The following is a 23,335-nucleotide window of genomic DNA, read 5'->3' as shown; positions in this document are numbered from 1 at the left end:
CGGTACCCGGTCGGGCCCTTCACCGCCGTCGGGTCAGGCTTGGACCGGGCAGGACTTCTCGATCGCCTCCACGATGATGGCCGCCGCCTGGTCGATCACCTCTTCCGCCACGTTCAGCGGCGGCATCAGGCGGACCACCGAGTCGTCCCGCCCGCCCAGCTCGATGATCAGCCCTTGGTGCAGCGCGTAGGACTGGACGGCCGACGCCTGCGCGCCCGCCGGCGCCTTGGTGGCCGGGTCGGCCAGCTCGATGCCCCACATCAGGCCACGCCCGCGGATCTCGTGCACCCACGGGTGGTCGTCGAGGGTCGCGAGGCGGGACCGCAGCTGGTCGCCCCGCCGGCGGACGTTCTCCAGCACGTTGTCGCGCCGGAAGACCTTCACCGTCTCCGCGCCCGCCGCGAACGCCGCCTGGTTGCCCCGGAACGTGCCGGTGTGCGCGCCCGGCAGCCAGGTGTCCAGGCGCTGGTCGTAGAGGATGATCGCGACCGGCAACCCGATACCGCTCAACGCCTTCGACGCCACGATCACGTCCGGCTCGATGTCGTACTGCTCGAAGGCGAACCAGGTGCCGGTGCGACCGCAACCGGTCTGGACCTCGTCCACCACGAGCGGGATGTCGAGGTCCTGGGTCAGCGACCGGATGCGGCGCACGAAGTCGCGCCGGGCCGGAATCACGCCGCCTTCGCCCTGCACCAGTTCGAGCACCACCGCGGCCGGTTTCGCTATGCCGCCGTTGGGGTCCCGGAGCGACCGCTCCAGCAGGTTGGCGCAGTTCGTCTCGCACGAGTCCGGCGCCAGGCCCAGCGGGCACCGGGCGCAGTACGAGTACGGGAAGAAGTGGACGCCGGGCACGCCGTCGGCGATCGGCTCCTTCTGCGACACCAGGCCGGACAGCGCCATCGCCGCGTGCGACGAGCCGTGGAAGCCGCCCTGGAACGACACCACGTTGCCGCGCCGGGTGGCGGTCTTGCACAGCTTCACGGCCGCGTCCACCGCGTTGGCGCCGGTCGGCCCGCAGAAGTGGACCTTCATGCGGTCGCGGAGGCCGTCCGGCAGCATGGACAGCTGGGCGTCCAGGAACTCGCGCTTCGCGGGCGTGGGGAAGTCCAGCGCGTGGGTGAGCACGCGCAGGTGGCCGGCGGCGGCGGTGGCCACCTCGGGGTGGTTGTGGCCCAAGGAAAGCACCCCCGCGCCGCACAGGAAGTCGATGAAGACGTTGCCGTCGACGTCCTTGACGTAGCTGCCGAAACCCTCCGCCAGCGCGATGGGCAGGCGGCGGGGGTAGCTGCGCGCGTTGGACTCCCACTGCTCCTGGTGGTCCAGGTACTCGGCGGAGCGGGGGCCCGGTAGGGTGGTGGTGACCAGCGGGTGGTGGTGGGTGGTCTGCGTCATGATCGCCTCCGCGCGGTGTCTTCCGCGCTGTTCTCCGTCAGTTCTACAGCGGGGTTGCCACGCCACCTCGACCTCGTCGGCACCTCGGTACCCTTCATGACGAACGAATCCGGCTCCACGACGGCGTGATCTCCGATGGTCGCTCCGTAATGGACGAAAGCGGCCGTGCCGATCGTCGCGCCCGCGCCGATGGTGATGTGGTCCGACTTGAACGTGCCGTCCTCCAACGAGTGCGCCTGGATGGTGCTGCCCGCGTTGAGCGTGCAGTCGTCGCCGATGGTGATCAGGGACTTCTCCGGGATCGCGCAGCCGTCGTCGAACACCCGTCTGCCGATGCGCACCCCCAGCGCGCGCCAGAGCAGGCTCTTCAGCGGCGTGCCGTCGAACAGCAGCAGGTAGCGACCGGGGCTGAGCTTCCAGAACCGCTCGTGCCGCCAGAAGACCGGGTCGTAGATCGAGCAGAACCTCGGGCGCAACGGGCGGAAGCCCTGCACCGCGCGTTCGGCGAGGACCAGGAACAGGACCGAGAAGACGAAGCCCAGCACGACGTTCGCGGCCGTGGCGAGCCAGCCGAACCGGTCGTGCAGGCTGCCCGCGGCCACGCTGATCAGCACGACGCCCAGCACCTGGAGCCAGTGCACGAACAGGTAGACCAGCGCGGTGACGGTGTTGTGGCGGTTCTTGGCCGCCAGGCCGTGCCGCCTGCCGCCTGCGACGTCGAGCTCCGTGTCGCGCCGGACCGTCCGCGGTATCTCGAACGCGGGCGAGCCGAGCAGGCCGGTGTCGCTGCGGACCGGGCCGTCCAGCGGGACGAGCACCTTCGTCGCCAGCAGGCAGTTCTCGCCGACCCGCGCACCCGGCGGGTAGGCGATGTTGTTGCCGAGGAACGCGCGCGGCGCGACGGTGACCTCCCGCACGCGGAACGACGTGTCGGAGAAGTCCGCGTTGAGCATGGACAACCCGTCCGACACCATCGTCCCCTCGCCGACCGCGCACAGCGTCGGCGCCTCGTGCTTGACCTCCACGCCGAAGTTCGACCCGGTCTGCTCGACCGCGCCCAGCCGGTAACCCACGGCGCGCAGGTAGTGCACGATGGCCGAGCTGTCGCCGAACAGGTAGTTGAGCGACCGCACGTTCGTCAGCCGGAACAACGCCTGCTGCGCCGAGTAGCGCCAGCCGTACAGCGGGTACGTGCGACCCGGCCGCAGCAACCGGGTGATCAGGCGCGGCACGGTGAGCACGACGAGCAGCCCCGCCAGCAGCCCGCCGAAGTACAGCAGCAGCGAGTCGACGATCTGACCCCGGTAGAAGGCCCAGCTCGTGAAGTCCGGCGGGCCGGCGTAGAACAGGCCGACGGCCAGCTCCGTGGCCACCAGCACCGCGGGCAGCGGCACCAGCAGCAGGAAGAGGAGCTGCGCCGCGCCGAACAACGCCCGCCGCCCGCGCGGCAGCGTCCCGCTCCCGATCGCCCGGTAGTCCACAGTGGACTTCTGCGCGGGCGAGCCGTGCCAGGACTCCCCGGCCGGGACGGTCTGCCCGCTGTGCAGCGAGGACGCGTGCCCGAGCTGGCCGCCCGCACCGATGGTGGTGTCGATGTCCAGCGCCGACATCTCGCCCACGAACGCCCGTTCGCCCAGGGTGACGCGGCCGGTCTCCAGCATCCCCGCCCGGACGCGGTAGCCGTTGAGGTAGGAGTCCTTGCGCACCACCGCCCCGTCGCCGACGGTCACCAGGTCGGCGCACACCGGTGGGTTGCGGGTCAGGAACAGCACGCCCTTCCCGATCCGCGCGCCCAGCGCCCGGAGGTAGAGCACGTACAGCGGCGAACCGACGAACAGCGACAGCGGGCTCAAGCGGATCAGCACCTTGACCGTCCAGAACCGCAGGTAGCCCCAGCCCCACAACGGAATGCGCCGAGGTCTCCACCGGCCGATCAGCACCCACTTCGCCGCGATCGGCAGCGCGGACAGGATCGCGAACGCGACGACCGCGACCTCCACCGACCGCACGTACAGCGCGCCGAGCCCCTGTGCGCCGCCGATCCACTCGAAGCCCGCCTCCAGCAGCAGGCCCAGCCCGCATGCGTAGGCGAGGAACACCAGGACCTGCGCGAAGCCGCACAGCAGGTGCCGCGCGGTGCCCGCCCGGTGCGTGCGACCGACCCGCACGGCCTCGGCCGGCGGCCCGGACAGCGTCGCCGCCAGCGCGCGCACGGTGGTGTGCCGGTACACGTCGCGCATGGCGATCGGCGGCAGCTCGGTCCGCTGCCGCACCTTGGCGCAGAACCGGGCCAGCAGCAGGGAATCCGCGCCGAGGTCGGTGAAGAAGTCGCTGTCCACCGACACCCGGTCCACGCGCACCGCGTCCGCCAGCGCCTCGGCCAGCACGCGCTCGACGGCGTTCGCGGGCGCGACGTGGGGCCGGTCGGACGCCAGCGTCCGCGCCGACCTGGGTGGCGGCAGGTTGCGCCGGTCCGCCTTGCCCGCCGGTGTCATCGGGACCAGGTCGAGCGGCTCCAGGTACGCGGGCACCATGTACGAGGGCAGGCGTTCCCGCAGCCGCCGGTAGATCTCGGCGGCGCCGGGGTCGGCCGCGCCCTGGCGCAGGCTGTAGTACGCGACCAGCTCGACCGTGCCCGCGTCCGGTCGGTACGGCTCCACCACCGCCTGCGCCACGCCGGGCACGCGCAGCAGCACCGACTCGATCTCGGTCGGCTCCACCCGGTAGCCCCGGATCTTCACCTGCGTGTCGATCCGGCCCAGGTACTCGACCTCGCCGGCCTCGTCGATCCGGCACAGGTCGCCGGTGCGGTAGATGCGGCCCGACGGGTTGTGCTCGACGCCCAGGAAGTCCGGCACGAACGCGCGCTCGGTCAGGTCCGGCCGGTTGAGGTAGCCCGTCGCCAGGCCGATGCCGGCGATGCCCAGCTCGCCCGCCTCGCCCCGGTCCAGCACGCGCGGCTCGTCCGGGTCGAGCACCACCACCGAGTACGTCGGCAGCGGCACGCCGATGGTCACCGGGCAGTCCGGTCGCACCACCGCCCAGGTCGCCGTGACCGTCGCCTCGGTGGGGCCGTAGACGTTGAGGAACCGCCTGCCCGGCCGGTGCCAGCGGGCCACCAGGTCCTCCGGGCACGCCTCACCGGACACCAGCAGGAAGCGCAGGTCCGGCAGGTCCTCGTCGATCGTCGCGAGCAGCGTCGGCACGCAGCACAGCGCGGTGACGTGCCGGTCCAGCAGGAACTCCCACAGCTCGTGGCCGAGCAGCGCCGCGCCGGCGGGTTTCGGCACGAGCGTCGCGCCGGACAGCAGCGGCACCCAGATCTCCTCGACCGAGAAGTCGAAGGCGATCGTCATGCCCTGGTACATCCGGTCGCCGGGCTCGATCCCGTACACCTCGACCGCCACGCGGACGAAGTTGCAGATCGCGGAGTGCTCGACGGTGACGCCCTTCGGCCGCCCGGTGGAGCCGGACGTGTAGACGACGTAGCACAGCCCGTCGGGCGGGTCGCCCCGCTCCTCCGGCGTCAACCGGTGCGCGGGCAGCGCGGCGACGGCGGACTCCACCTCGTCCAGGCACACCGCCTCGACGGGCAGCCGGTGCCGCAGCGACGACACCGACAGCACGCGCCGCACGTCGGCGTCGCCCAGGATGTAGGCCAACCGGTCGTCGGGGAACGCCGTGTCCAGCGGCACGTACACCGCGCCCGCCTTGAGCACCGCGAGCATCCCGACGTACGCGTGCGCCGGGCGGTCGAACAGCAGGCCGATCCGGTCGCCCGGCGCGACACCCACCGCCCGCAGGTGCCGCGCCAGGCGATTGGCCCACGCGTCGAGCTCCCCGAACGTCAACCGCAGGTCGCCCGCGTCCACCGCGAGCCGGTCGGCCGCCGCGTCGCAGTGCTGCTCGAACACCGTCTCCAGGCGCTCGCCCTCCCGCCACCGGGGCGCCTGGTCGAAACCACCGCAGGTCAACACCCGCCCGTCGGCGACGACACCGACGGGCGCGTCCCGCGGGCTCACCGGCCGACCCCGGCCGCGGGCACACCGAGTCCGAACGCCTCGTGCAGCGCGCGCACCGCCGCGTCCACGAGGGCGACGGGCAGCACGGCGGTGAACCGGGACGGCGACGTCGTCAACGCGGTCGGGGCGACGCCCAGCCCGCCGACCGCCCGCAGCGTCCCCTCCAGGTAACCGGGGTGGTCGAACAACCCGACCCCGACGACGGAGACGGCGCCCAGGTCGTCCTCCACCGCCCACTTCGCGTCCAGGTCCCGCGCGACTTCCTCGATCACGTCAACCGGTGTACGCCCGCGAACGGTGAACCGCACTTCGTGGTGGTCCCGCCAGGTCAGCACGTCCGGGTGAAGGCCGCGCTCGACGAGGCGGGCCAGCGCCGGCACGGACCGGCCCGGCCGGGCCCCGGTCAGGGTGAGCGACACCAGTCGGACGTCACGCTCGTGGGCGATGCCGACTACGCGGTGGCCGGCCTCCAGCGGTTCGTCCGCGACGATGGTGCCGGGCACCTGCCAGGCCGAGTGCACGACGCTCACCCGCACCTCGTGGCGGGCCGCCAGCGCGACCGACCTCGGGTGCAGGACCTTCGCGCCGCGCGCGGCGAGTTCGGTCATCACGTCGTACGGCACGGTCTCCAGCCGCCTGCTGCCCGGCACCACGCGCGGGTCGGCCGTGTGCACGCCGGGGACGTCCGTGCAGATCTCGCAGTCCGCGCTGCCCAGCGCGGCGGCGAGGGCGACGGCGGTGGTGTCCGAGCCGCCGCGTCCCAGCGTGAGCAGCTCGCCGTCGCGGGTGCGGCCCTGGAAGCCCGCCACGACCACGACCTGCCAGTGCCGCAACCGTTCCACGATGCGGTGCGTGTCGATCCACTCGATGACACCCGCGCCGGGGCGACCGCCGACGACGATCCCAGCCTGGTCGCCCGCGAGCGACCCGGCGCTCACCCCGAGCTGGTTGAGGGCCATCGCGAGCAGCGCGGCCGACACCTGCTCGCCGGTGGCCATGAGCTGGTCCATCTCCCGCGCTTCCGGCAGGTCGGCGAACTCGCCCGCCAGCGCGACCAGTTCGTCGGTGGTGTCGCCCATCGCGGAGACGACCACGACGACCTGCCTGCCCTCGGCGGCCAGCGCCGCCAACGCGCCGGCCACGTTCCGCACCCGCTCGGGCGTGGCCAACGACGAACCGCCGTACTTGCGGACGACCAGGCCGCCCGGAAATTCGCCGGTGCGGTCCCGCACCGGCCGGGACTCGGCCGTTGTGGCCGGCTCCGAACAATTCTTCATCGCGAGGTCCCCTGATCTTTCAGCCCTGGGAGTGCATCTGCCGGAGTGAGGCACAGGTCTCCCGCCGGGTGCACGGCGAATTGATTCGCCGGCTGACCGGACGCCCCTGGGATTAATTGCGCCTCGGATGAAACCGGTGCGGCAATTCTGAACGTAGCGCACGTTCACAGCGATAGGGCACCTCCAGAAGGCTTACAGGTCAAGAGGCCACCGAGGCACTTGAGACGCGCACAAGTGCGGGTCTCCGTCGGGACGTCGTGAACCGAACGGGGCAGTCCGAGCGGTGGGGCAGGCTGCCCTATTCCACCCGACCGCGCGGTACGGTGCGACCGGGGCGGACTGGAATCGGCTCGGCCGCCGCCGCCGCGCGGCTGTTTCCGGTAATTGTTAAAGTGCTGGTCAGTGCGGGCTCGCGTTCGGTGCGGCCGACTATGAGGGGTGACTTCCAGGGGTTGATCGCCATTGTGCGGGTGAATGTCCGGCCGGGCTTCGGAAATGGTCTTGGCCAGCTGTCACGGACGGTCACACGTGAGGGGTTCTCGCCACACCTCGGCCATCCGGGGTAGCGGGCTCCTCGCGTTGCGGCGGTGTGCTCGGACTTCGGGACGCCGAAGCCGCGCCGCGCCCCGACGGGGCCTGCGGGGACGCGGGGGCGCGCCCACCGCCGTCCCGGTGACCCCGGACCGCCGTCGCGGGCGCGTCCGAGCGCGTCCGGTGCGCGGGCGGAACCGTCCATTCGGACCTTCCGCCCGAACGTGTCGCCGGGGTCACCGGTTCGGGTGAGACAGGAGGGTGGGCGGTTTGCGCTCGGGGGAACCAACCCGACCCGGTGGAGTTATTCACACAACCGGGCGATCGGAAGATGGCCACTGTGGACGCCCGATCGGGCCGGGGACGGTTGCCGTGCGACGGCGGCCGGGGAGCCGGCACGCGACCCACGCCGAACCGCCGCCTCTCGGACCGCGACCTCTCGGACCGCGACCCTCTCGAACCGCCGCCTCTCGAACCGTGCCCACCGGACCGCCGCCCGCCCGAACCGCCGCCCGCCGCCGGCACGCGGCTCCGCCCACCCGCGAGTCGCCGCCCGCGCGCGGACACCCGGCCTCCGGTCCGTCCGGTGCACCCGAGGTCCGGCGCGGACGCTCGACGCGCGGCCCGCCCTCCGGTCCGACCGGGGGGACACCCACTCGTGGCCCCTTCGCGCTGCGGCCCCTGAGCGCTGCGGCCCGCAGCGGAGCCGCGTGCTCGGAGTCGCGACCGCTGCTCGCGTCCGGCGCGCGACCGAGCCCCGCCGGAAGGCGGCCGGCCGCGCGGGGCCGGGCCGGGCCCTGCGCCGGAGGTGTGATCTTCGGCGGCCCCGCAGCCGTTGTTGCCACCGATTGGCAGTATGGGGAGGTGGCGAACGGAGGTCGGCTGGTGGACGTCGAACTGGTGCCGGCCGCGTCGGCGTTGCTGCTGATCATCAGCACGGCGGTGTTCGTGCTCGCCTGCCGGCTGTCCGCGGGCGAGCCGCGGCGGGCCGCCGACGCCCGGCGCGTCGCCCGCGCGCGGCGGGCCGTGCCGTGGGTGCTGTGGGCGTCGGCGGCGGTGATCGCGGTCAACCTCCTGCTCGTGTCATGGTGACGATCTCCGGGTGCCGGCCGAACAGGCTCACCGGACGGCGGTCGACCGGCCGCAGACCCGCCCCGGCCGCCCGCGCCAGGTGGTCGTCGACGTCCGGGAGCAGCAGTACGGCCCGCCCGGTGGGCGCCAGGACCCTCGCCAGCTCGTGCCAGAAGCGGTGCGGGCGCGCGGCCAGCACGCCGGCCGCCCGCACCTGCCGGTCCCACGGCGGGTTCGTGACCACCACGTCGACCGCGCCGGCGCGGAACGGGAGCCGGCCCGCGTCGGCCACCGCCCAGGCGACGCCCCGGCCCGCGCCGTTGGCGGTCGCGGCGGCGATGGCGGCCGGGTCGGCGTCGGTGCCCACCGCGCCCGGTGTGCCCGCCTCCAGCGGGATCGTGCCGCTGCCGCAGAACGGGTCGAGCAGGCGTGCGCCAGGGCCGGGGTCGGCCAGCCGCAGCATCGCCGCGGCCAGCGGCGGGTGCAGCGCGCCCGGCCGGGTGGCCCGCCGGTAGTCCCTGCGGTGCAGGGGCCTCCCGGCGATCCGCAGCGCCAGGACGGCCCGGTCGTCGGCGACGGTGACCCGCCACGTCAGCCCGGCGGGCGGCGTGCCGTGCCGCCGGCTGCGGTAGGGCAGGCCCAGCGCGGCGGCCAGGGGTTCGCCGACGGCGTCCTCCAGGTCGTACCGGGTGAAGTTGCGCCGGCCGAGGAAGGACGCCGAGACGTCCATTGTGGACGGACGGTCGACCGCGCCGAACGCGGCCCGCCGGGACACCAGGGCCGCGGCGTCCACGGCCGCCGCCGCCTTCGCCAGCAGGCGGAGGTCGGCCTTGGCGCGGCCGATGCCGCCCACCTCGGCGGCCACCAGGAAGACGTCGTCCGCGCAGCGCAGGTCCAGCACCTCTGGACCGGGGGTGTCGCACGTCCACCACACCTCGCGGTGTGCGATGCGGTCGACCGCACCCAGGGAGCGGATCTCCTGTGCGGCCAGCGTTTCCGCGCCGCGTACCGTTCGCGCCAGCAGGCGCGCGGTCGTCACGTCCGGGCGTGGGTGCCCGGACGCGGTTCAATGCCGGCGTGGACGCACGCCGGTGGGGGAGAGATCATGGATCTTCTTCCGCGTCGCGACCGGGGCGGTGGGATTGCCGCCCCGCATCGACGGCGAGGGGGATGCCCGTGGCTCGCCGGCGGTCGCGTCAGAGTCGGAAGAAGAACTGCACGGCGCCATCGTAGGCCGGCCGCGCGCCGGTGATCAAACCCGGCGGTCCGCGAAGTCGTCGGAGGCGTCACCGGACGCCGTGAACAACGTCCAGAGCAGCACGCCGACGACCAGGCCGCTGATCACGAACACCGGGAACACGAGGTCGAACGCCGCGATGCCCTGCGGCGCGGGCAGCTTGGGGTCGGAGGTCGCCCGGATCGCCGCCATGCCGGTGTAGTGCATCCCGGTCACGGCCGCGCCCAGCACGAGGCCGCCGACGACCTGCGCCGCGACGGTCCGGACGACCAGCGCGAACCAGAGGGCCGCCGTCGTGGCGACGAGGGCGATCACCACGGACGCCGCGACGAGCAGCTCGTCGTGGAAGACCTCGCCCTTGAACCGGATGGCCGCCATGCCGAGGTAGTGCATCCCGGCCACGCCCAGCCCGGCGGGCAGGCCGGCGAGGACCAGGCGCGCGCCGGTGAACCGGGCCAGCGTCACGAGCGACAGGCCGAACCCGACGGCGACCACGGCGACCAGCGCCGACAGGGCGGTCACGGGCCCGGAGTACCTGATCGTCGCGGCGGGGACGTCGAAGCCCAGCATCGCGATGAAGTGCATCAGCCAGATCCCGATGCCGCCGACGGCCAGCGCGCCCAGCGCGGTCCAGCGCACCCGCGCGCCGCGGCCCGGCTCGCGGCGGGCGCGCACCACGCAGGCCAGGCCGATCAGCGAGCCGATCACGGACACGCCGTAGGCGAGCAGGAGCGTCCACGGCCCGGAGGAGAAGTGCTGCGTCGTTTCGTGGTTCACGGAATGCACCGATCTGGTGGGGGAGGACGCGGAGACGAACCGTTCCGCAGCGCACACTGTGATCGTTCCGGCGGGCGGAGACCAGGCTTTGGTGATCCATTCAACGCGTTCGCGGAATGGCTCGACCACCGCTCGCGCGCACCGCCTCCACCAGGCCGTTCAGGTCCACTACCTGGTCTTCCGCGTCGATGGGCACCGTGGTGTGCGGTTTCTCACGCCGGCGCAGGCGTATTTCCGCAATTATCCGGACACGCGGCTTCCGGATACCTGGTCGGCGCGGTCGGAATTCAGCCGAAAAATGCCGCCACGTCGGCCGGCGGGCACGCCGCGCCGAAGAAGTCGCCGCGACCCGCGTCCGCGCCCGCCGCGCGCCACCAGTCCGCCTGCGCCGCGGTCCGCACGCCGTCCACCACGATCGTCGCGCCCGCCGCCCGCACCGCGGCCAGCAGCGGCTCGACGTAGGGCGCGCGGTGGTCCACCAGCCGGCGCGCGACCCGCACCACCCGCACCGGCAGGCCCTCCACCGCCGCCACGTCGTCCGGGCCGAGGCCGAAGTCGTGCAGCGCCGTCCGGACACCCATGTCCGCCAGCACCGCCAGGTTGTCCACCGCCTCCGCCACGGACCGCACGGCCGCCGGCATCCCGACCTCCAGCCGGTCCGGCCGCAGCCCCGTGTCGTCCAGCGCCCGCACCACCCGCGACACGAGGTCCGCGTCGCCCGACTGCACCGCCGACAGGTCGACCGCGACCGGCGCGTCGACGCCGCCGCGCCCGCGCCACCAGCGGGCCTGCCCGCCCGCCACCCGCAGCAGCCACTCGCCCAGCGGCAGGACCAGGCCGGTCTGCTCGGCCAGCGCGACGCACTCGTCGTGGCCCAGCGGCTCCTCCCGGTCCCAGTGCAGCAGGGCGGCCACGCCCGCCAGACCGCCGCCGAACCGGACCACCGGGCGGTAGCGGACGCCGATCTCGCCGTGCTCCCACGCGCCCGGCATGCCCACCGCCAGCGCCTGCGCGCGCCGGTCCGCCTCGTCCTGCTCGGGGTGGAACAGCTCCCACTGGCCGCGCCGACCCGCCTGCGCCCGGCGCAACGCCTGGTCGGCGGCCCGCAGCAGCTCCTCGGGCGGCAGGTCGAGCGCCGGCCGCCGCACCACGCCGATGCTCGCCGACACCGCGAGGCCGTGCCCGTCCACGAAGACCGGCTCGGCCAGCTCGGCGTTGATGGCGGCCACGGTCCGCGCGACGTCGGGCGTGGTCGCGGTGTTCTCCACCAGGATGCCGAACTCGTCGCCCTCGAACCGGGCCACCATCGCCCTCTCCCGCGCCAGCACGCCCCGCAGCCGCTGCGCCACGTGCACCAGCAGCCGCTCGCCGGCGCGAGCGCCGAGGCTGTTGCACACCATCCGGAACGCGTCCAGGTCGAGGTGGAACAGCGTGACGCCGTGCTCCGGGTCGGCGCGCCGCAGCGCCGTCTCCAGGTGGGTGCCGAAGTACTGGCGGTTGGGCAGGCCCGTGAGGACGTCGTGCAGCGCCTGCCGGTGCAGCTCGCCCTGGAGCAGCATCAGCTCGGTGCCGTCCTCGACCACGGTCACGAAGTGCGCGGGCCGGTCGTCGGCGTCGCGCAGCAGCGACGTGGTCAGCGAGATCCGCGCGACGTCGCCGTCCCGGCGCAGCAGCCGCTGCGACTGCCGGACGCGCTCCTGCCCGCCGTCGAGCAGCCGCGCCATCGCCTCGCGCAGCGCGGGCGCCGAGTCCGGGTGCACCAGGTCGAACAGCGACCGGTCGGCCAGCTCGGCCGCCGTGCGCCCGCGGATCTCGCCGATCGCGGCGTTGGCGCGCAGCACCCGCCCGTTCAGGTCCACGATCAGCACGCCGCTGGTCGACGACGTCACCACCTCGTCGAACCGCGCCTCGCTCTCCCGCAGCCGCCACTTCGCGTCCCGGACGGCCTTGAGCAGCGTCAGCTGCATGCTCTCCTGCTGCTCGAACACGGCCCGGCGGTTCGCGGCGAGGAGGCCGGACGCGAGCGCGCCCAGCCCGACCACGACCCGCTCGGCGGCGCGCTCCGCGGACCGGAACTCGGGCAGCGCGAGCAGGCCGGGCCCCAGCACGTCGGACGTGCAGCGCAGGGCGTCCTCGCCGACGTAGCCGAGCGACCCGAGCTCCTCGCCCAACCGCACCAGCCGCTCGGGTTCCGGCGGCTCGCGGTGCAGTTCTTCGCAGATGGCGTCGAGCCGCGCCCGCAATTCGGCGTCGAGCCGCTCCTGCGTGTGCGCGACCACGATCCGGCCGCTCATCAGGTAGGCCCACTTGCGCGCGAGCAATTCCCGGTCCCGGACGGCGTCCGGGGTGGACGGCGCGCGGCCCGGTGTGCGTTCGGGATCAGCCATCACCGATTGTCCTGCGCTCTGATTCCAGGTTGCGCGGCAGTTTACCCACTGAGCGTCCACACCCGCTCGACCAATAGAGTGAACAAAGATCACACGATCGACCAACCGGCCCGCGGGAGGTGTCGTCCGGTCACGTTTTCCGACCGACTCCGGCGTAGAGCAGCATGTTCATCATCGGTTCGTCGGCGATGTCGGCCGGCCCGCTCGGCCGCCATTCGCCGCAGCCGACCAGCCCCGGTTCGACGAGGTCGAAACCGTCGAACAGGGCCAGGATCTCGGCGTGCGTGCGCACGGCCATCCGGTCGGGGCTGCCGCTCCGCTCGATCATCTCGGCCGCCCGGTGCATCCGCGAGCCCACGTGGTCCGCGCTGACGTGGCTGGCCGCCAGGTAGCTGCCGGCGGGTAGGGCGTCGCGGTAGCGGGCCACCAGCCGCGCCGGCTCCCACTCGTCCGGCACCCAGTGCAGCATCAGCAGCATCAGCACGCCGACGGGCTGGTCGAGGTCGAGCAGGCGGCGGACGGGCGCGCTGGTCAGGATGCCCTCGACGTCGCGCATGTCGGCCCGCACGACCGCGGCCAGGTCGTTGCCCGCCAGCATCAGCTCGCTGTGCGCCACGGCGATCGGGTCGCGGTCGACGTAGACCACGCGGCAAGACGGGTCGACGCCCTGCGCGACCTCGTGCACGTTCGACACGGTCGGGATGCCCGACCCGATGTCCAGGAACTGCCGGACGCCCCGCTCGGTCATGAACCGCACGGCCCGGCCGAGGAACGCCCGGTTCACCCGCGCGCCCGCGCGCAGGCCGGGCATCATGAGGTCGATCCGGAGGGCGATCTCGCGGTCGACGGCGAAGTTGTGCCCGCCGCCCAGCATGAAGTCGTAAGCCCGAGCGATGCTCGGCACCGAAACGTCGACACTCTGCGGAACCCAGTCCGGACGGGTCACCGGGAACACCTCTCCGAGTCGGGGGCACCGAGTTTAGCGAGCGCCGGGTCGAACTCCGCTGGGCCGACGGGGTGACACCCGCGCGGCCGCGTCCACCCCGACCGGAATGCCGCCTATGGTGATGCCTCCGAATTCGTCGCGGACCGAGGAGCGCCGATGGTCCCCGTTGCGCCGGGCCGACTGCCTTTGCTCGGGCACACCCTGTCACTGCTGCGCAGGCGGGCCGCTTTCACCGCCGATCTGCGGTCCCGAGGCGAAATTGTGAAGGTGTATCTAGGTCCGGTTCCGACCTATTTCGTGACCAGCCCTCGACTGGTCCACCAGGTGCTGGTCACCGACGGCGCGCGGTTCCGCAAGGGAATCCTGTTCGAGCGGTTCCGGCCGTACCTCGGCAACGGCCTGGTGCTGTCCGAGGGCGCCTTCCACCGCAGGCAGCGACGGATGGTGCAGCCCGCGTTCCACCGCGAGCGCCTCGCGCGCTACGCCGGGACGATGGTCCGGGCGGCGGCCGACCTGACCGCCACCTGGCGGCCGGGCGAGGTGCGGGTGGTCGAGCACGACATGCAGGCGCTCGCGGTCACCGTCGTCGGCGAGGCGCTGTTCTCCGCCGAGCTGGGGCGGCGGGCCATCGCCGAGATCCGCCGCTCGGTGTTCGACATCACCAAGGACGGCATCGTGCGCGCCCTGTCACCGGGCGTCGTGGCCAGGCTGCCGCTCCCGGTGAACCGGCGGTTCGACCGGGCCACCGAGCGGATGCGCGGCATCGTGCTGGAGGTCATCGAGGAACGGCGCGCCGCCGGCGTCGACCGCGGCGACCTGCTGTCGACGCTGCTGCTGGCGCAGGACGAGGACTCCGGCGCGCGGATGACCGACCGGCAGGTCTACGACGAGGTGCTGACCCTGCTGACGGCGGGCGTCGAGACCACGGCGCTCGCCCTGGCGTGGGTGTTCCACGAGCTGGCCGAGCACCCGGAGGCGGAGCGGCGCGTGCACGCCGAGGTGGACGAGGTGCTGGCCGGCCGCCCCGCCGCGTTCGAGGACCTGGCGGGGCTGGGCTACCTGCACCGGGTGGTCGACGAGGTGCTGCGCAAGTACCCGATCTGGCTGCTCATGCGCAAGGCGGTCGCGCCCGTCGACCTCGGCGGCACCGTGCTACCGCCGGGCGCGGAGGTGATCGTCAGCCCGCACGGCGTGCACCACGACCCGGCCCACTACCCGGACCCGGAGCGGTTCGACCCCGACCGCTGGGCGCCGGACCGGGCCGCGGCGCTGCCGAAGGGCGCGTTCGTCCCGTTCGGCGGCGGTGTCCGCCAGTGCGTCGGCAACGCGTTCGCCCGGACCGAGGCGGTGCTGACGCTGGCGACCGTGGCGGCCCGCTGGCGGCTGGTGCCCGTGCCTGGCAAGCCGGTGCGGACGAAGTTCACCACCGCGGCCTACCCGACCGGCCTGCTGATGACGGCCGTGCCCCGCGGCTGACCCCGGAACCGCGCACGCCCACCCCGCCGGCCGGGCGGGATGGGCGGGCACGCGGGTGGGGCGGTGTCAGGGCAGGGGAGCGGCGCCGCGTTCGGCGATCAGCTGCTTCATGTAGGTGCTCTCGCCGGCCTGCGACTTCAGCATGTTGTCCGCGAGCGTGCGGACCACCGGCAGCCCGGCGTGCGTGGCCGCGTACTGGGCCATCGGCGCGCCGCCTTCGTGGTGCCGCAGCATCAGTTGGAGGAAGTACACGTCGAACTCCGTGCCCGACAGCGAGCGCAGCTTCGCCAGCTCGTCGGAGGTCGCCATGCCGGGCATCAGCCCGCTCGTGCCCCCGTTCGACGAGGACGAGTGGTGCGAGGCCGACTCCATCCACGCCATGTGCGTGCCGTCGACGGACTGCTCGGGCGCGCCCCACAGGGTCAGCCAGCCCTTCATCCGCCCGACCTGCTCCAGCTGGGTGGACTCGATGTCGAACGCGAGCTGCCGGATCGCCGGGTCGGCCGTCTTGTCCCGCGCCGTGTTGGCCATCGTGATGCCCTGGAGGTGGTGCACCGCCATGTCCTGCGCGAACCCGATGTCCACCGAGTCCTTGCCGGGCGTGGTCGAGGAGTCCGTGCCCGGCAGGCGGATCAGCAGGCCGACCGCCGCGCCGAGCAGCAGCACGGCCACCACCGCCACGGTGACCACGACGGTCCGCGTCGCGGTGGAGGCGTGCCGCTGCTGCCCGGTGTCCGAGGTCAAGGTCAGCTGCTCGGCTGGGTGGTCGTGGGCGCGGGCGCGCCGGTCGTGCCGCCGGTCTCGGCCTGGTCCTCCGTGCCGCCGTCCATCGGGACCGCGTCCGCGCCCGGCTGCTCGGCCACGAACGGCGGCGGGTTGTCCACGTCGAACGTGGTGGAGTCGCAGGCCGCGCCGATCTCCGGGTAGGTGTACTGGTTGCGCCGCAGCGACTGGATGAACTGGTCGATGCGCTCGTCGTCCGCGCTCTCCAGCTTCAGCTGGTGGCCCCACGCCTGGAGCGAGATCGGCTTGTCGAGGCCGGGGTACGGCGAGATCATCGTGAACTGCTGGCCCTCGGCGCGGCGCTTGAGCTTGTCCAGCGCGTCGCCGGACACCTGGTCCGGGTTGTACGCGATCCACACCGCGCCGTGCTCCAGCGAGTGGACCATGTTCTCGGTGCGCACGGGCTTCGAGTAGACGATGCCGGTGCAGTTCGCCCACGCGCCGTCGTGCGGACCACCGAAGGGCGGCGACTGGTCGTAGGCCACGCGCTGCGTCGGCGTGACGTGCTTGCCGGCGGCGTACTCCTTCTTCACCACGCCCTGGATCTGGTCCGAGGGGTCCTTGTTCTCCTCGGACGGGTTCCACTTGGCCAGGGCGGCCTCGCGCTCGCTCTGCTCCGAGATCTGCGAGTACGCGTACCCGAACACCGTTCCCGCCAGCGCCAACACGGCGATCACCGCGATGATGGTGCCCCACGGCTTCGGCTTCTTCGCCACCACCGAGGACCGCGCCGCCGCCACGCTGGAGCGCGCGGCCTTAGTCTTCTTGCCGCTGGTCATGTCCGCCTCAGGTCCGTCGTCATACGCCCGTGCCGCGGGCCAGTGTAGGGACCCGGTGTCGGATTGCCGTCAACTGCCGGTCACCGGGGGTGTCCGTCAACACTTGCCAGGCCCGCGCGCCTCCCACTCCTCGGGACTCGTAACCCGGTCGAGACCAGCGGGAACGTTTCCCTAGACTTAACGGGTGACTCCCGCTGCGCTCGCTGAACTGGTCCGCGCGACGGCCGTGGACGTGCTGTCCTCCCGCGGCCTGGACCCCGCCGCCCTCCCCGCCGCGGTGACCATCGAGCGACCCCGCAACCCCGAGCACGGCGACTACGCCACGAACCTGGCGCTCCAGACCGCCAAGAAGCTCGGTGTCGTGCCCCGTGACCTCGCCGGCTGGCTGGCCGACGCGCTCACCGGCACGGACGCGATCGCGTCGGTCGAGGTCGCCGGTCCCGGCTTCCTGAACCTGCGCCTCGCCGCCGACGCGCAGGGCGACATCCTCCGCGAGGTCATCGCCGCCGGCGACCGGTACGGCCACGGCGACCAGTTCGCGGGCACCCGGATCAACCTGGAGTTCGTCTCCGCGAACCCGACGGGCCCCGTCCACCTGGGCGGCACCCGGTGGGCGGCCGTGGGCGACGCGCTGGGGCGCATCCTGACCGCCAACGGCGGCGACGTGACCCGCGAGTACTACTTCAACGACGCGGGCGCGCAGATCGACCGGTTCGTCCGGTCCCTGATCGCCGCCGCGAAGGGCGAGCCCGCCCCGGAGGACGGCTACGCGGGCGGCTACATCACCGACATCGCCGCCGAGGTGCTCAGGCGCGAGCCCACCGCGCTGTCCGCCGAGGACAGCCACGAGGTGTTCCGCCGGGTCGGCGTGCAGCTGATGTTCGACGAGATCAAGCGCGACCTGCACGAGTTCGGCACCGACTTCGACGTGTACTTCCACGAGAACTCGCTGCACGAGTCCGGCGCGGTCGCCGGGATCGTCGCGCGGCTCAAGGAGTCGGGTGGCCTGTACTTCGAGGACGGCGCGTGGTGGCTGCGGTCCACCGAGTTCGGCGACGACAAGGACCGCGTGGTCATCAAGAGCGACGGCGAACCGGCCTACATCGCGGGTGACATCGCGTACTTCCTGGACAAGCGGTCGCGCGGGTTCGACCTGTGCATCTACATGCTCGGCGCGGACCACCACGGCTACATCGGCAGGCTCAAGGCCGCCGCCGCCGCGGTGGGCGACGACCCGAACGCGGTCGAGGTGCTGATCGGGCAGATGGTGAACCTGGTCAGCGACGGGAAGCCGGTGCGGATGAGCAAGCGCGCGGGCACCGTGATCACCATGCAGGACCTGGTGGAGGCGGTCGGCGTCGACGCCGCCCGCTACGCGATGACCCGATCGTCGGCCGACTCGACGCTGGACATCGACCTGGACCTGCTGCGCAAGCGCAGCAACGACAACCCGGTGTTCTACGTGCAGTACGCGCACTCCCGGATCTGCTCGGTGCTGCGCAACGCCGCCGACCTGGGCGTCACGCCGGGCGACGCGTTCGACCTGCTCGACCACGACCGCGAGGGTGACCTGATCCGCACCATCGGCGAGTTCCCGCGCGTGATCGCCACCGCAGGCGAGCTGCGCGAACCGCACCGGGTCGCCCGGTACCTGGAGGAGTTGGCGGGCACCTACCACCGGTTCTACGAGGCGTGCCGGGTGCTGCCGCGCGGTGACGAGGAGACGACCGAGTTGCACCGCGCCCGCCTCCAGTTGTGCGCGAGCACCAAACAGGTGTTCGCCAACGGCCTCGCCCTGCTGGGCGTGAGTGCACCGGAGCGCATGTGATGAGGGCACACCCGGCCGGTCCCCGGCACGCCGACGTCCTGGTCCCGTCGAACACCGCGGGCCAGCGACCCACCACCCCGGAGGCGCTCGACGCGCTGCACCCGCGCGTGTGGCCGCGCAACGCCGCCCGCGGCGAGGACGGCGCGGTCGCGCTCGCCGGCGTGGACGTCCGCGCGCTGGCCGAGGAGTACGGCACCCCGCTGTTCGTGATGGACGAGGGCGACTTCCGGTCCCGCTGCCGGGACCACGCGGAGGCGTTCGGCGACCCCGCGCAGGTGCACTACGCGTCCAAGGCGTTCCTGTCCGTCGCGGTGGCCCGCTGGGTCGCCGAGGAGGGCCTGAGCATCGACGTGTGCAGCGGCGGCGAGCTGGCCATCGCGCTGCGCGCGGAGTTCCCGCCGGAGCGGATCGCGCTGCACGGCAACAACAAGTCCGTCGCCGAGCTGGTCTCGGCGGTCGAGGCGGGCGTCGGCGCGGTGGTGCTCGACTCGTTCCACGAGATCGCCCGCCTGGACCAGGTCGCGCGCGACCGCGGCCGGGTGCAGCCGGTGATGATCCGGGTCACGGTCGGCGTCGAGGCGCACACCCACGAGTTCATCGCGACCGCGCACGAGGACCAGAAGTTCGGCTTCTCGCTGTCCTCCGGCGACGCGGCCGAGGCGGCGCGCCGGGTGCTCAAGTCCGAGGGGCTGCGCCTGATCGGCCTGCACAGCCACATCGGCTCGCAGATCTTCGACGCCAGCGGGTTCGAGGTCGCCGCGCGCCGGGTGGTCGGCCTGCTCGCCGAGCTGCGCGACGAGCACGGCGCGGGGGTCCTCGACCAGGTGTCCACCGTGGACCTCGGCGGTGGGCTCGGCATCGCGTACACGGCGGACGACGACCCGCCGCCGCCCGCGGAGCTGGCGCGCCAGCTCAAGGACATCGTCGGCAAGGAGTGCGAGCACGCGGGCCTGCCCATGCCGAAGATCGCGGTCGAGCCGGGCCGCGCCATCGTCGGCCCCGGCACGGTCACCCTGTACGAGGTGGGCACCATCAAGGACGTCCAGCTCGACGCGGGCGCCATCCGCCGGTACGTCAGCGTGGACGGCGGCATGAGCGACAACATCCGCACCGCCCTGTACGACGCGGTCTACGACTGCAAGCTGGTGTCCCGCAAGGCCGAGCCGGACTCCTCGGCCGTGCTGTGCCGCGTGGTGGGCAAGCACTGCGAGTCCGGCGACGTGGTGGTGCGCGACTGCTGGCTGCCCGACGACCTCGCACCCGGCGACCTGATCGCGGTCGCCGCGACCGGCGCGTACTGCTACTCGATGGCCAGCGGCTACAACCGGCTGCCCCGGCCCGCGCTCGCCGCGGTCGAGGCCGGCCAGTCCCGGTTGCTGCTGCGCCGGGAGACCGAGGAAGACCTGTTCCGCCTGGAGGTATGACGTGCCTGGCCAGAAACCGATCAAAGTCGCGCTGCTCGGCTGCGGCACGGTCGGCACCGAGGTGGTCCGGCTGCTGACCGACCAGGCGGCGGACCTGACCGCGCGCGTCGGCGCGCCCGTCGAGCTGGCCGGTATCGCGGTGCGCAAGCCGAACAAGCACCGCGAGGTGCCCGCCGCGCTGCTCACCACGGACGCCGACGCGCTGGTCGAGTCCGACGTGGACGTCGTCGTCGAGGTCGTCGGCGGCATCGAGCCCGCGCGGACGTGGCTGGTCAAGGCGCTGGCCGCGGGCAAGTCCGTGGTGACGGCGAACAAGGCGCTGCTCGCCGAGCACTCCGGCGAGCTGTTCCAGGCGGCCGACGCGAGCGGCGCGGACCTGTACTTCGAGGCGGCCGTGGCGGGCGCGATCCCGCTGCTGCGCCCGCTGCGCGAGTCGCTGGCCGGCGACCGGATCACCCGCGTGATGGGCATCGTCAACGGCACCACCAACTTCATCCTCTCCGGCATGGACTCCACCGGCGCGAGCTACGCGGAGACGCTGGAGGAGGCGACCCGCCTGGGCTACGCCGAGGCCGACCCGACGGCGGACGTCGACGGGTACGACGCCGCGTCCAAGGCCGCGATCCTGGCCTCGCTGGCGTTCCACAGCCGCGTGACCGCCGCCGACGTGCACCGCGAGGGCATCGCGTCGGTGAGCGCGGCCGACATCGCCGCCGCCAAGGCGCTCGGCCGCACGGTCAAGCTGCTGGCCATCTGCGAGCGCGTGACCGGCGCCGCCGACGAGCAGGCAGGCGCGGGCAACGGCGCGGGGGAGAGCATCTCCGTCCGCGTGCACCCGGCGATGATCCCCCGCACGCACCCGCTCGCCAGCGTGCACGGCGCGTTCAACGCGGTGTTCGTGGAGGCCGACGCGGCGGGCGAGATGATGTTCTACGGCCAGGGCGCGGGCGGCGCGCCCACGGCCAGCGCGGTGGTCGGCGACCTCGTCGCCGTGGCCCGCAACCGGGTGGTCAGCGGGCGCGGCCCGCGCGAGTCGGCGTACGCGGCGCTGCCCGTGCGGCCGATGGGCCAGGCGCCGACCCGCTACCACATCAGCCTCGACGTGGCCGACCGGCCAGGTGTGCTGTCGCAGGTCGCGGCGGTGTTCGCGGAGCACGACGTGAGCATCGCCGCGGTCCGGCAGGAGGGACGGGTCGACGACGCCAGCCTGGTGATCGTCACCCACGCCGCGACCGACGCGGCGCTGCGGTCGACCGTGGACAAGATCGGCGGACTGCCCGCGGTACGGGAAGTGGTCAGCGTGATGCGGGTGGAAGGCGAAGAGTGATGGCGGCGCAAGTGACCCTCGGCGGGGCCGACAACCGGACGACAGCGCGGCCGGGGTGGCCCGGCATCATCCACGCCTACGCGGACCGGGTCCCGCTCCCGGCCGGTGCGCGGGTCGTCACCCTGCACGAGGGCGGCACGCCGCTGGTGGCGTCGGACCACCTGTCCGACGTGACGGGCTGCGAGGTGTACATCAAGGTCGAGGGCGCGAACCCGACCGGCTCGTTCAAGGACCGCGGCATGACCGTGGCCATGACGCACGCCCTGGCCAGCGGCATCAAGGCGGTCATCTGCGCGTCGACGGGCAACACGTCGGCGTCCGCCGCCGCCTACGCCGCCAAGGCCGGGCTCACCGCGGCCGTGCTGGTGCCGCGCGGCAAGGTCGCGCTCGGCAAGCTCGCCCAGGCGGTCGCGCACGGCGCGCGCATCCTCCAGATCGACGGCAACTTCGACGACTGCCTCGAACTGGCGTCCAAGACCTCCGTCGAGTACCCGATCACGCTGGTGAACTCGGTCAACCCGGTCCGGCTGATCGGCCAGAAGACCGCCGCGTGGGAGATCTGCGACGTGCTCGGCCGCGCGCCGGACGTCCACTGCCTCCCGGTCGGCAACGCGGGCAACATCACCGCCTACTGGCGCGGGTACACCGACTACGCCACCGACGGCGTGGTCGGCTCGACGCCGCGCATGTTCGGGTTCCAGGCCGCCGGGGCCGCGCCCCTCGTGCTCGGCGCGCCGGTCGCGGAGCCGGAGACCATCGCCACCGCCATCCGGGTGGGCAGCCCGGCGTCGTGGACCGGCGCGGTGACCGCCAAGGAGCAGTCCGGCGGCCTGTTCGAGGCGGTCGCGGACGAGCGCATCCTGGAGGCGTACCGCCTGCTCGCGGCGCGGGACGGCATCTTCGTGGAGCCCGCGTCCGCGACCAGCGTCGCGGGCCTGCTCGCCACCGCCGCCGACGGCCGGCTGCCCAGGGGCTCCGTGGTCGTCTGCACGGTCACCGGCCACGGCCTGAAGGACCCCGACACGGCGCTGCTGGGCATGGCCGAGGTCGAGCCGGTGCCGGTCGACCCCGGCGCGGTCGCCACGGCGCTGGACCTCGCGTGACGGGCGTCCGGGTCACCGTCCCGGCGTCCAGCGCGAACCTCGGGTCCGGGTTCGACGCGCTCGGGCTGGCCCTGGGGCTGCACGACGAGGTCGAGTTCGAGGTCGCGCCGTCCGGGCTGGTGATCGAGGTGTCCGGCGAGGGCGCGGCCGGCGTGCCCGACGACGAGTCGCACCTGGTGGTCCGGGCGTTCCGGGCGGCGTGCGCCCGGTTGGGGGTGGACGTGCCGGGCCTGCGCCTGCGGTGCCGGAACGCGATACCGCACGCGCGCGGCCTCGGCTCCTCGTCGGCGGCCGTCGTGGCGGGCGTGGCGGCCGGATACGCGCTGGCCGGGCACGAGTTGGACACGACCGCGTTGCGACTCGCCGCCGAGTTCGAGGGCCACGCCGACAACGCCGCCGCCGCGATGTTCGGCGGCGTCGTGGTGGCGTGGACGCAGGGTGACGGCTTCCACGCGGTGCGTTTGGACCCGCACCCCGCGCTCGCGCCCGTGGTGCTGGTTCCCGAACAGATGTCCGCGACGAAGACCACGCGCGGTCTGCTGCCCGGATCGGTGCCGCACGCCGACGCGGCGTTCGCCGCCGGGCGGGCCGCGCTGGCCGTCCACGCGCTGACCGCGGACCCCTCGCTGCTGCTCGCCGCGCTGGACGACCGGCTGCACGAACCGTACCGGGAACCGGCCTGGCCGGCCACGTCGGCGCTGGTCAGGGCGTTGCGGGCGGCGGGCGTGCCGGCGGCGGTGTCGGGCGCGGGACCGACCGTGCTGGCCCTTCCGGAGGACGGCAAACCACCCGAAGGGGTGGACCTGAGCGGGTTCACGACGCACCACGTCCCGGTGGACGAGGTGGGAGTCCGGGTTGCGCCACTCGGTTGAGCGAGGCGACGCGCCGGGTGCCGGTTGTTGCACCCGGCCGTACCGCCGTCTACCCTCGGGGCCATCAGTCACCGCGCGCACGGGCGCCGGTGTGGTGCCC

16 protein-coding genes are annotated in these 23,335 nt (G+C 73.3%); 7 read left to right on the top strand and 9 right to left on the bottom strand.

Annotation, left to right across the window (positions count from 1 at the left end):
* Positions 1 to 33 precede the first annotated feature (33 nt).
* Genes C8E97_RS30020 through C8E97_RS30010 form a run of 3 tightly spaced genes read right to left on the bottom strand, consistent with a single transcriptional unit; the run spans position 34 to position 6,694 of the window.
* On the bottom strand, positions 34 to 1,395 hold the full coding sequence (locus C8E97_RS30020) for a diaminobutyrate--2-oxoglutarate transaminase family protein (RefSeq protein WP_121008909.1): 1,362 nt from the start codon (positions 1,393 to 1,395) through the stop codon (positions 34 to 36).
* Positions 1,392 to 5,417 carry a Pls/PosA family non-ribosomal peptide synthetase gene (locus C8E97_RS30015; RefSeq protein WP_211347157.1) on the bottom strand — a complete coding sequence of 1,342 codons (4,026 nt, stop codon included), beginning with the start codon at positions 5,415 to 5,417 and terminating at the stop codon, positions 1,392 to 1,394. The genes C8E97_RS30020 and C8E97_RS30015 overlap by 4 nt, the downstream gene beginning before the upstream one ends.
* Positions 5,414 to 6,694 carry an aspartate kinase gene (locus C8E97_RS30010; RefSeq protein ID WP_121008907.1) on the bottom strand — a complete coding sequence of 427 codons (1,281 nt, stop codon included), beginning with the start codon at positions 6,692 to 6,694 and terminating at the stop codon, positions 5,414 to 5,416. The genes C8E97_RS30015 and C8E97_RS30010 overlap by 4 nt, the downstream gene beginning before the upstream one ends.
* Positions 6,695 to 8,089: 1,395 nt before the next feature.
* On the opposite strand from C8E97_RS30010, the gene C8E97_RS30005 reads away from it, so the two are divergent.
* Positions 8,090 to 8,317, top strand: a complete 228-nt coding sequence (locus tag C8E97_RS30005; RefSeq protein ID WP_147455272.1) for a hypothetical protein — start codon at positions 8,090 to 8,092, stop codon at positions 8,315 to 8,317.
* On the opposite strand, the gene C8E97_RS30000 is transcribed toward C8E97_RS30005, so the two are convergent.
* The 4 genes from C8E97_RS30000 to C8E97_RS29985 all read right to left on the bottom strand — a co-directional run bounded on the left by C8E97_RS30000 (position 8,292) and on the right by C8E97_RS29985 (position 13,652).
* The gene (locus tag C8E97_RS30000; RefSeq protein WP_121008903.1) at positions 8,292 to 9,335 is read right to left on the bottom strand and encodes a TRM11 family SAM-dependent methyltransferase; all 1,044 of its coding nucleotides are present in this window, start codon (positions 9,333 to 9,335) and stop codon (positions 8,292 to 8,294) included. The genes C8E97_RS30005 and C8E97_RS30000 overlap by 26 nt on opposite strands.
* A gap of 213 nt (positions 9,336 to 9,548) precedes the next feature.
* Entirely contained in the window at positions 9,549 to 10,310 is a 762-nt protein-coding gene (locus C8E97_RS29995) for an MHYT domain-containing protein (protein WP_121012726.1), read from the bottom strand.
* A gap of 287 nt (positions 10,311 to 10,597) precedes the next feature.
* A complete protein-coding gene (locus tag C8E97_RS29990) occupies positions 10,598 to 12,697 on the bottom strand; it encodes a putative bifunctional diguanylate cyclase/phosphodiesterase (protein ID WP_121008901.1) in 2,100 nt (699 codons plus the stop codon).
* A 130-nt stretch (positions 12,698 to 12,827) separates the two neighbouring features.
* Positions 12,828 to 13,652: an SAM-dependent methyltransferase gene (locus C8E97_RS29985; RefSeq protein WP_121008900.1), complete on the bottom strand. Its 825-nt coding sequence runs from the start codon at positions 13,650 to 13,652 to the stop codon at positions 12,828 to 12,830.
* Between the two features lie 147 nt (positions 13,653 to 13,799).
* Between C8E97_RS29985 and C8E97_RS29980 the strand changes: the two genes are divergently transcribed.
* Positions 13,800 to 15,119 (top strand): cytochrome P450, encoded by a 1,320-nt coding sequence (locus tag C8E97_RS29980; RefSeq protein ID WP_121008898.1) that lies wholly within the window; start codon positions 13,800 to 13,802, stop codon positions 15,117 to 15,119.
* Positions 15,120 to 15,185: 66 nt separating this feature from the next.
* Here the strand turns inward: C8E97_RS29980 and C8E97_RS29975 are convergent, their stop codons facing one another.
* Positions 15,186 to 15,863: a DUF305 domain-containing protein gene (locus C8E97_RS29975; RefSeq protein ID WP_211347156.1), complete on the bottom strand. Its 678-nt coding sequence runs from the start codon at positions 15,861 to 15,863 to the stop codon at positions 15,186 to 15,188.
* 2 nt (positions 15,864 to 15,865) lie between these two features.
* Positions 15,866 to 16,681, bottom strand: coding sequence for a thioredoxin-like domain-containing protein (locus tag C8E97_RS29970; protein ID WP_121008896.1), 816 nt, complete (start codon positions 16,679 to 16,681; stop codon positions 15,866 to 15,868).
* Positions 16,682 to 16,865: 184 nt separating this feature from the next.
* Between C8E97_RS29970 and argS the strand changes: the two genes are divergently transcribed.
* From argS to thrB, 5 genes are read left to right on the top strand one after another with little or no spacing between them, the layout of a single operon-like run.
* Positions 16,866 to 18,509: an arginine--tRNA ligase gene (gene argS, locus C8E97_RS29965; RefSeq protein ID WP_121008894.1), complete on the top strand. Its 1,644-nt coding sequence runs from the start codon at positions 16,866 to 16,868 to the stop codon at positions 18,507 to 18,509.
* A complete protein-coding gene (gene lysA / locus C8E97_RS29960; RefSeq protein ID WP_121008892.1) occupies positions 18,509 to 19,933 on the top strand; it encodes a diaminopimelate decarboxylase in 1,425 nt (474 codons plus the stop codon). The genes argS and lysA overlap by 1 nt, the downstream gene beginning before the upstream one ends.
* A gap of 1 nt (position 19,934) precedes the next feature.
* Positions 19,935 to 21,260, top strand: coding sequence for a homoserine dehydrogenase (locus C8E97_RS29955; protein WP_121008890.1), 1,326 nt, complete (start codon positions 19,935 to 19,937; stop codon positions 21,258 to 21,260).
* Positions 21,260 to 22,363, top strand: a complete 1,104-nt coding sequence (gene thrC / locus C8E97_RS29950) for a threonine synthase (protein ID WP_121008888.1) — start codon at positions 21,260 to 21,262, stop codon at positions 22,361 to 22,363. Before C8E97_RS29955 ends, thrC begins: the two co-directional genes overlap by 1 nt.
* Positions 22,360 to 23,235 (top strand): homoserine kinase, encoded by an 876-nt coding sequence (gene thrB, locus C8E97_RS29945; protein ID WP_170212031.1) that lies wholly within the window; start codon positions 22,360 to 22,362, stop codon positions 23,233 to 23,235. The genes thrC and thrB overlap by 4 nt, the downstream gene beginning before the upstream one ends.
* Positions 23,236 to 23,335: the final 100 nt, after the last annotated feature.

It is taken from the genome of Saccharothrix australiensis (genome assembly GCF_003634935.1).
Classification (GTDB): Bacteria; Actinomycetota; Actinomycetes; order Mycobacteriales; family Pseudonocardiaceae; genus Actinosynnema; species Actinosynnema australiense.
The sequence above is the reverse complement of the archived record's forward strand: the minus strand, read 5'-3'. Positions and strand labels throughout refer to the sequence as shown.

Bases quoted from the DNA above. Each gene is read 5' to 3' on its own strand.
- C8E97_RS29970 (WP_121008896.1), bottom strand. From the start codon at position 16,681: ATGACCAGCGGCAAGAAGACTAAGGCCGCGCGCTCCAGCGTGGCGGCG.
- C8E97_RS30010 (WP_121008907.1), bottom strand. From the start codon at position 6,694: ATGAAGAATTGTTCGGAGCCGGCCACAACGGCCGAGTCCCGGCCGGTG.
- lysA (WP_121008892.1), top strand. From the start codon at position 18,509: ATGAGGGCACACCCGGCCGGTCCCCGGCACGCCGACGTCCTGGTCCCG.
- C8E97_RS30020 (WP_121008909.1), bottom strand. From the start codon at position 1,395: ATGACGCAGACCACCCACCACCACCCGCTGGTCACCACCACCCTACCG.
- C8E97_RS29990 (WP_121008901.1), bottom strand. From the start codon at position 12,697: ATGGCTGATCCCGAACGCACACCGGGCCGCGCGCCGTCCACCCCGGAC.
- C8E97_RS29980 (WP_121008898.1), top strand. From the start codon at position 13,800: ATGGTCCCCGTTGCGCCGGGCCGACTGCCTTTGCTCGGGCACACCCTG.
- thrC (WP_121008888.1), top strand. From the start codon at position 21,260: ATGGCGGCGCAAGTGACCCTCGGCGGGGCCGACAACCGGACGACAGCG.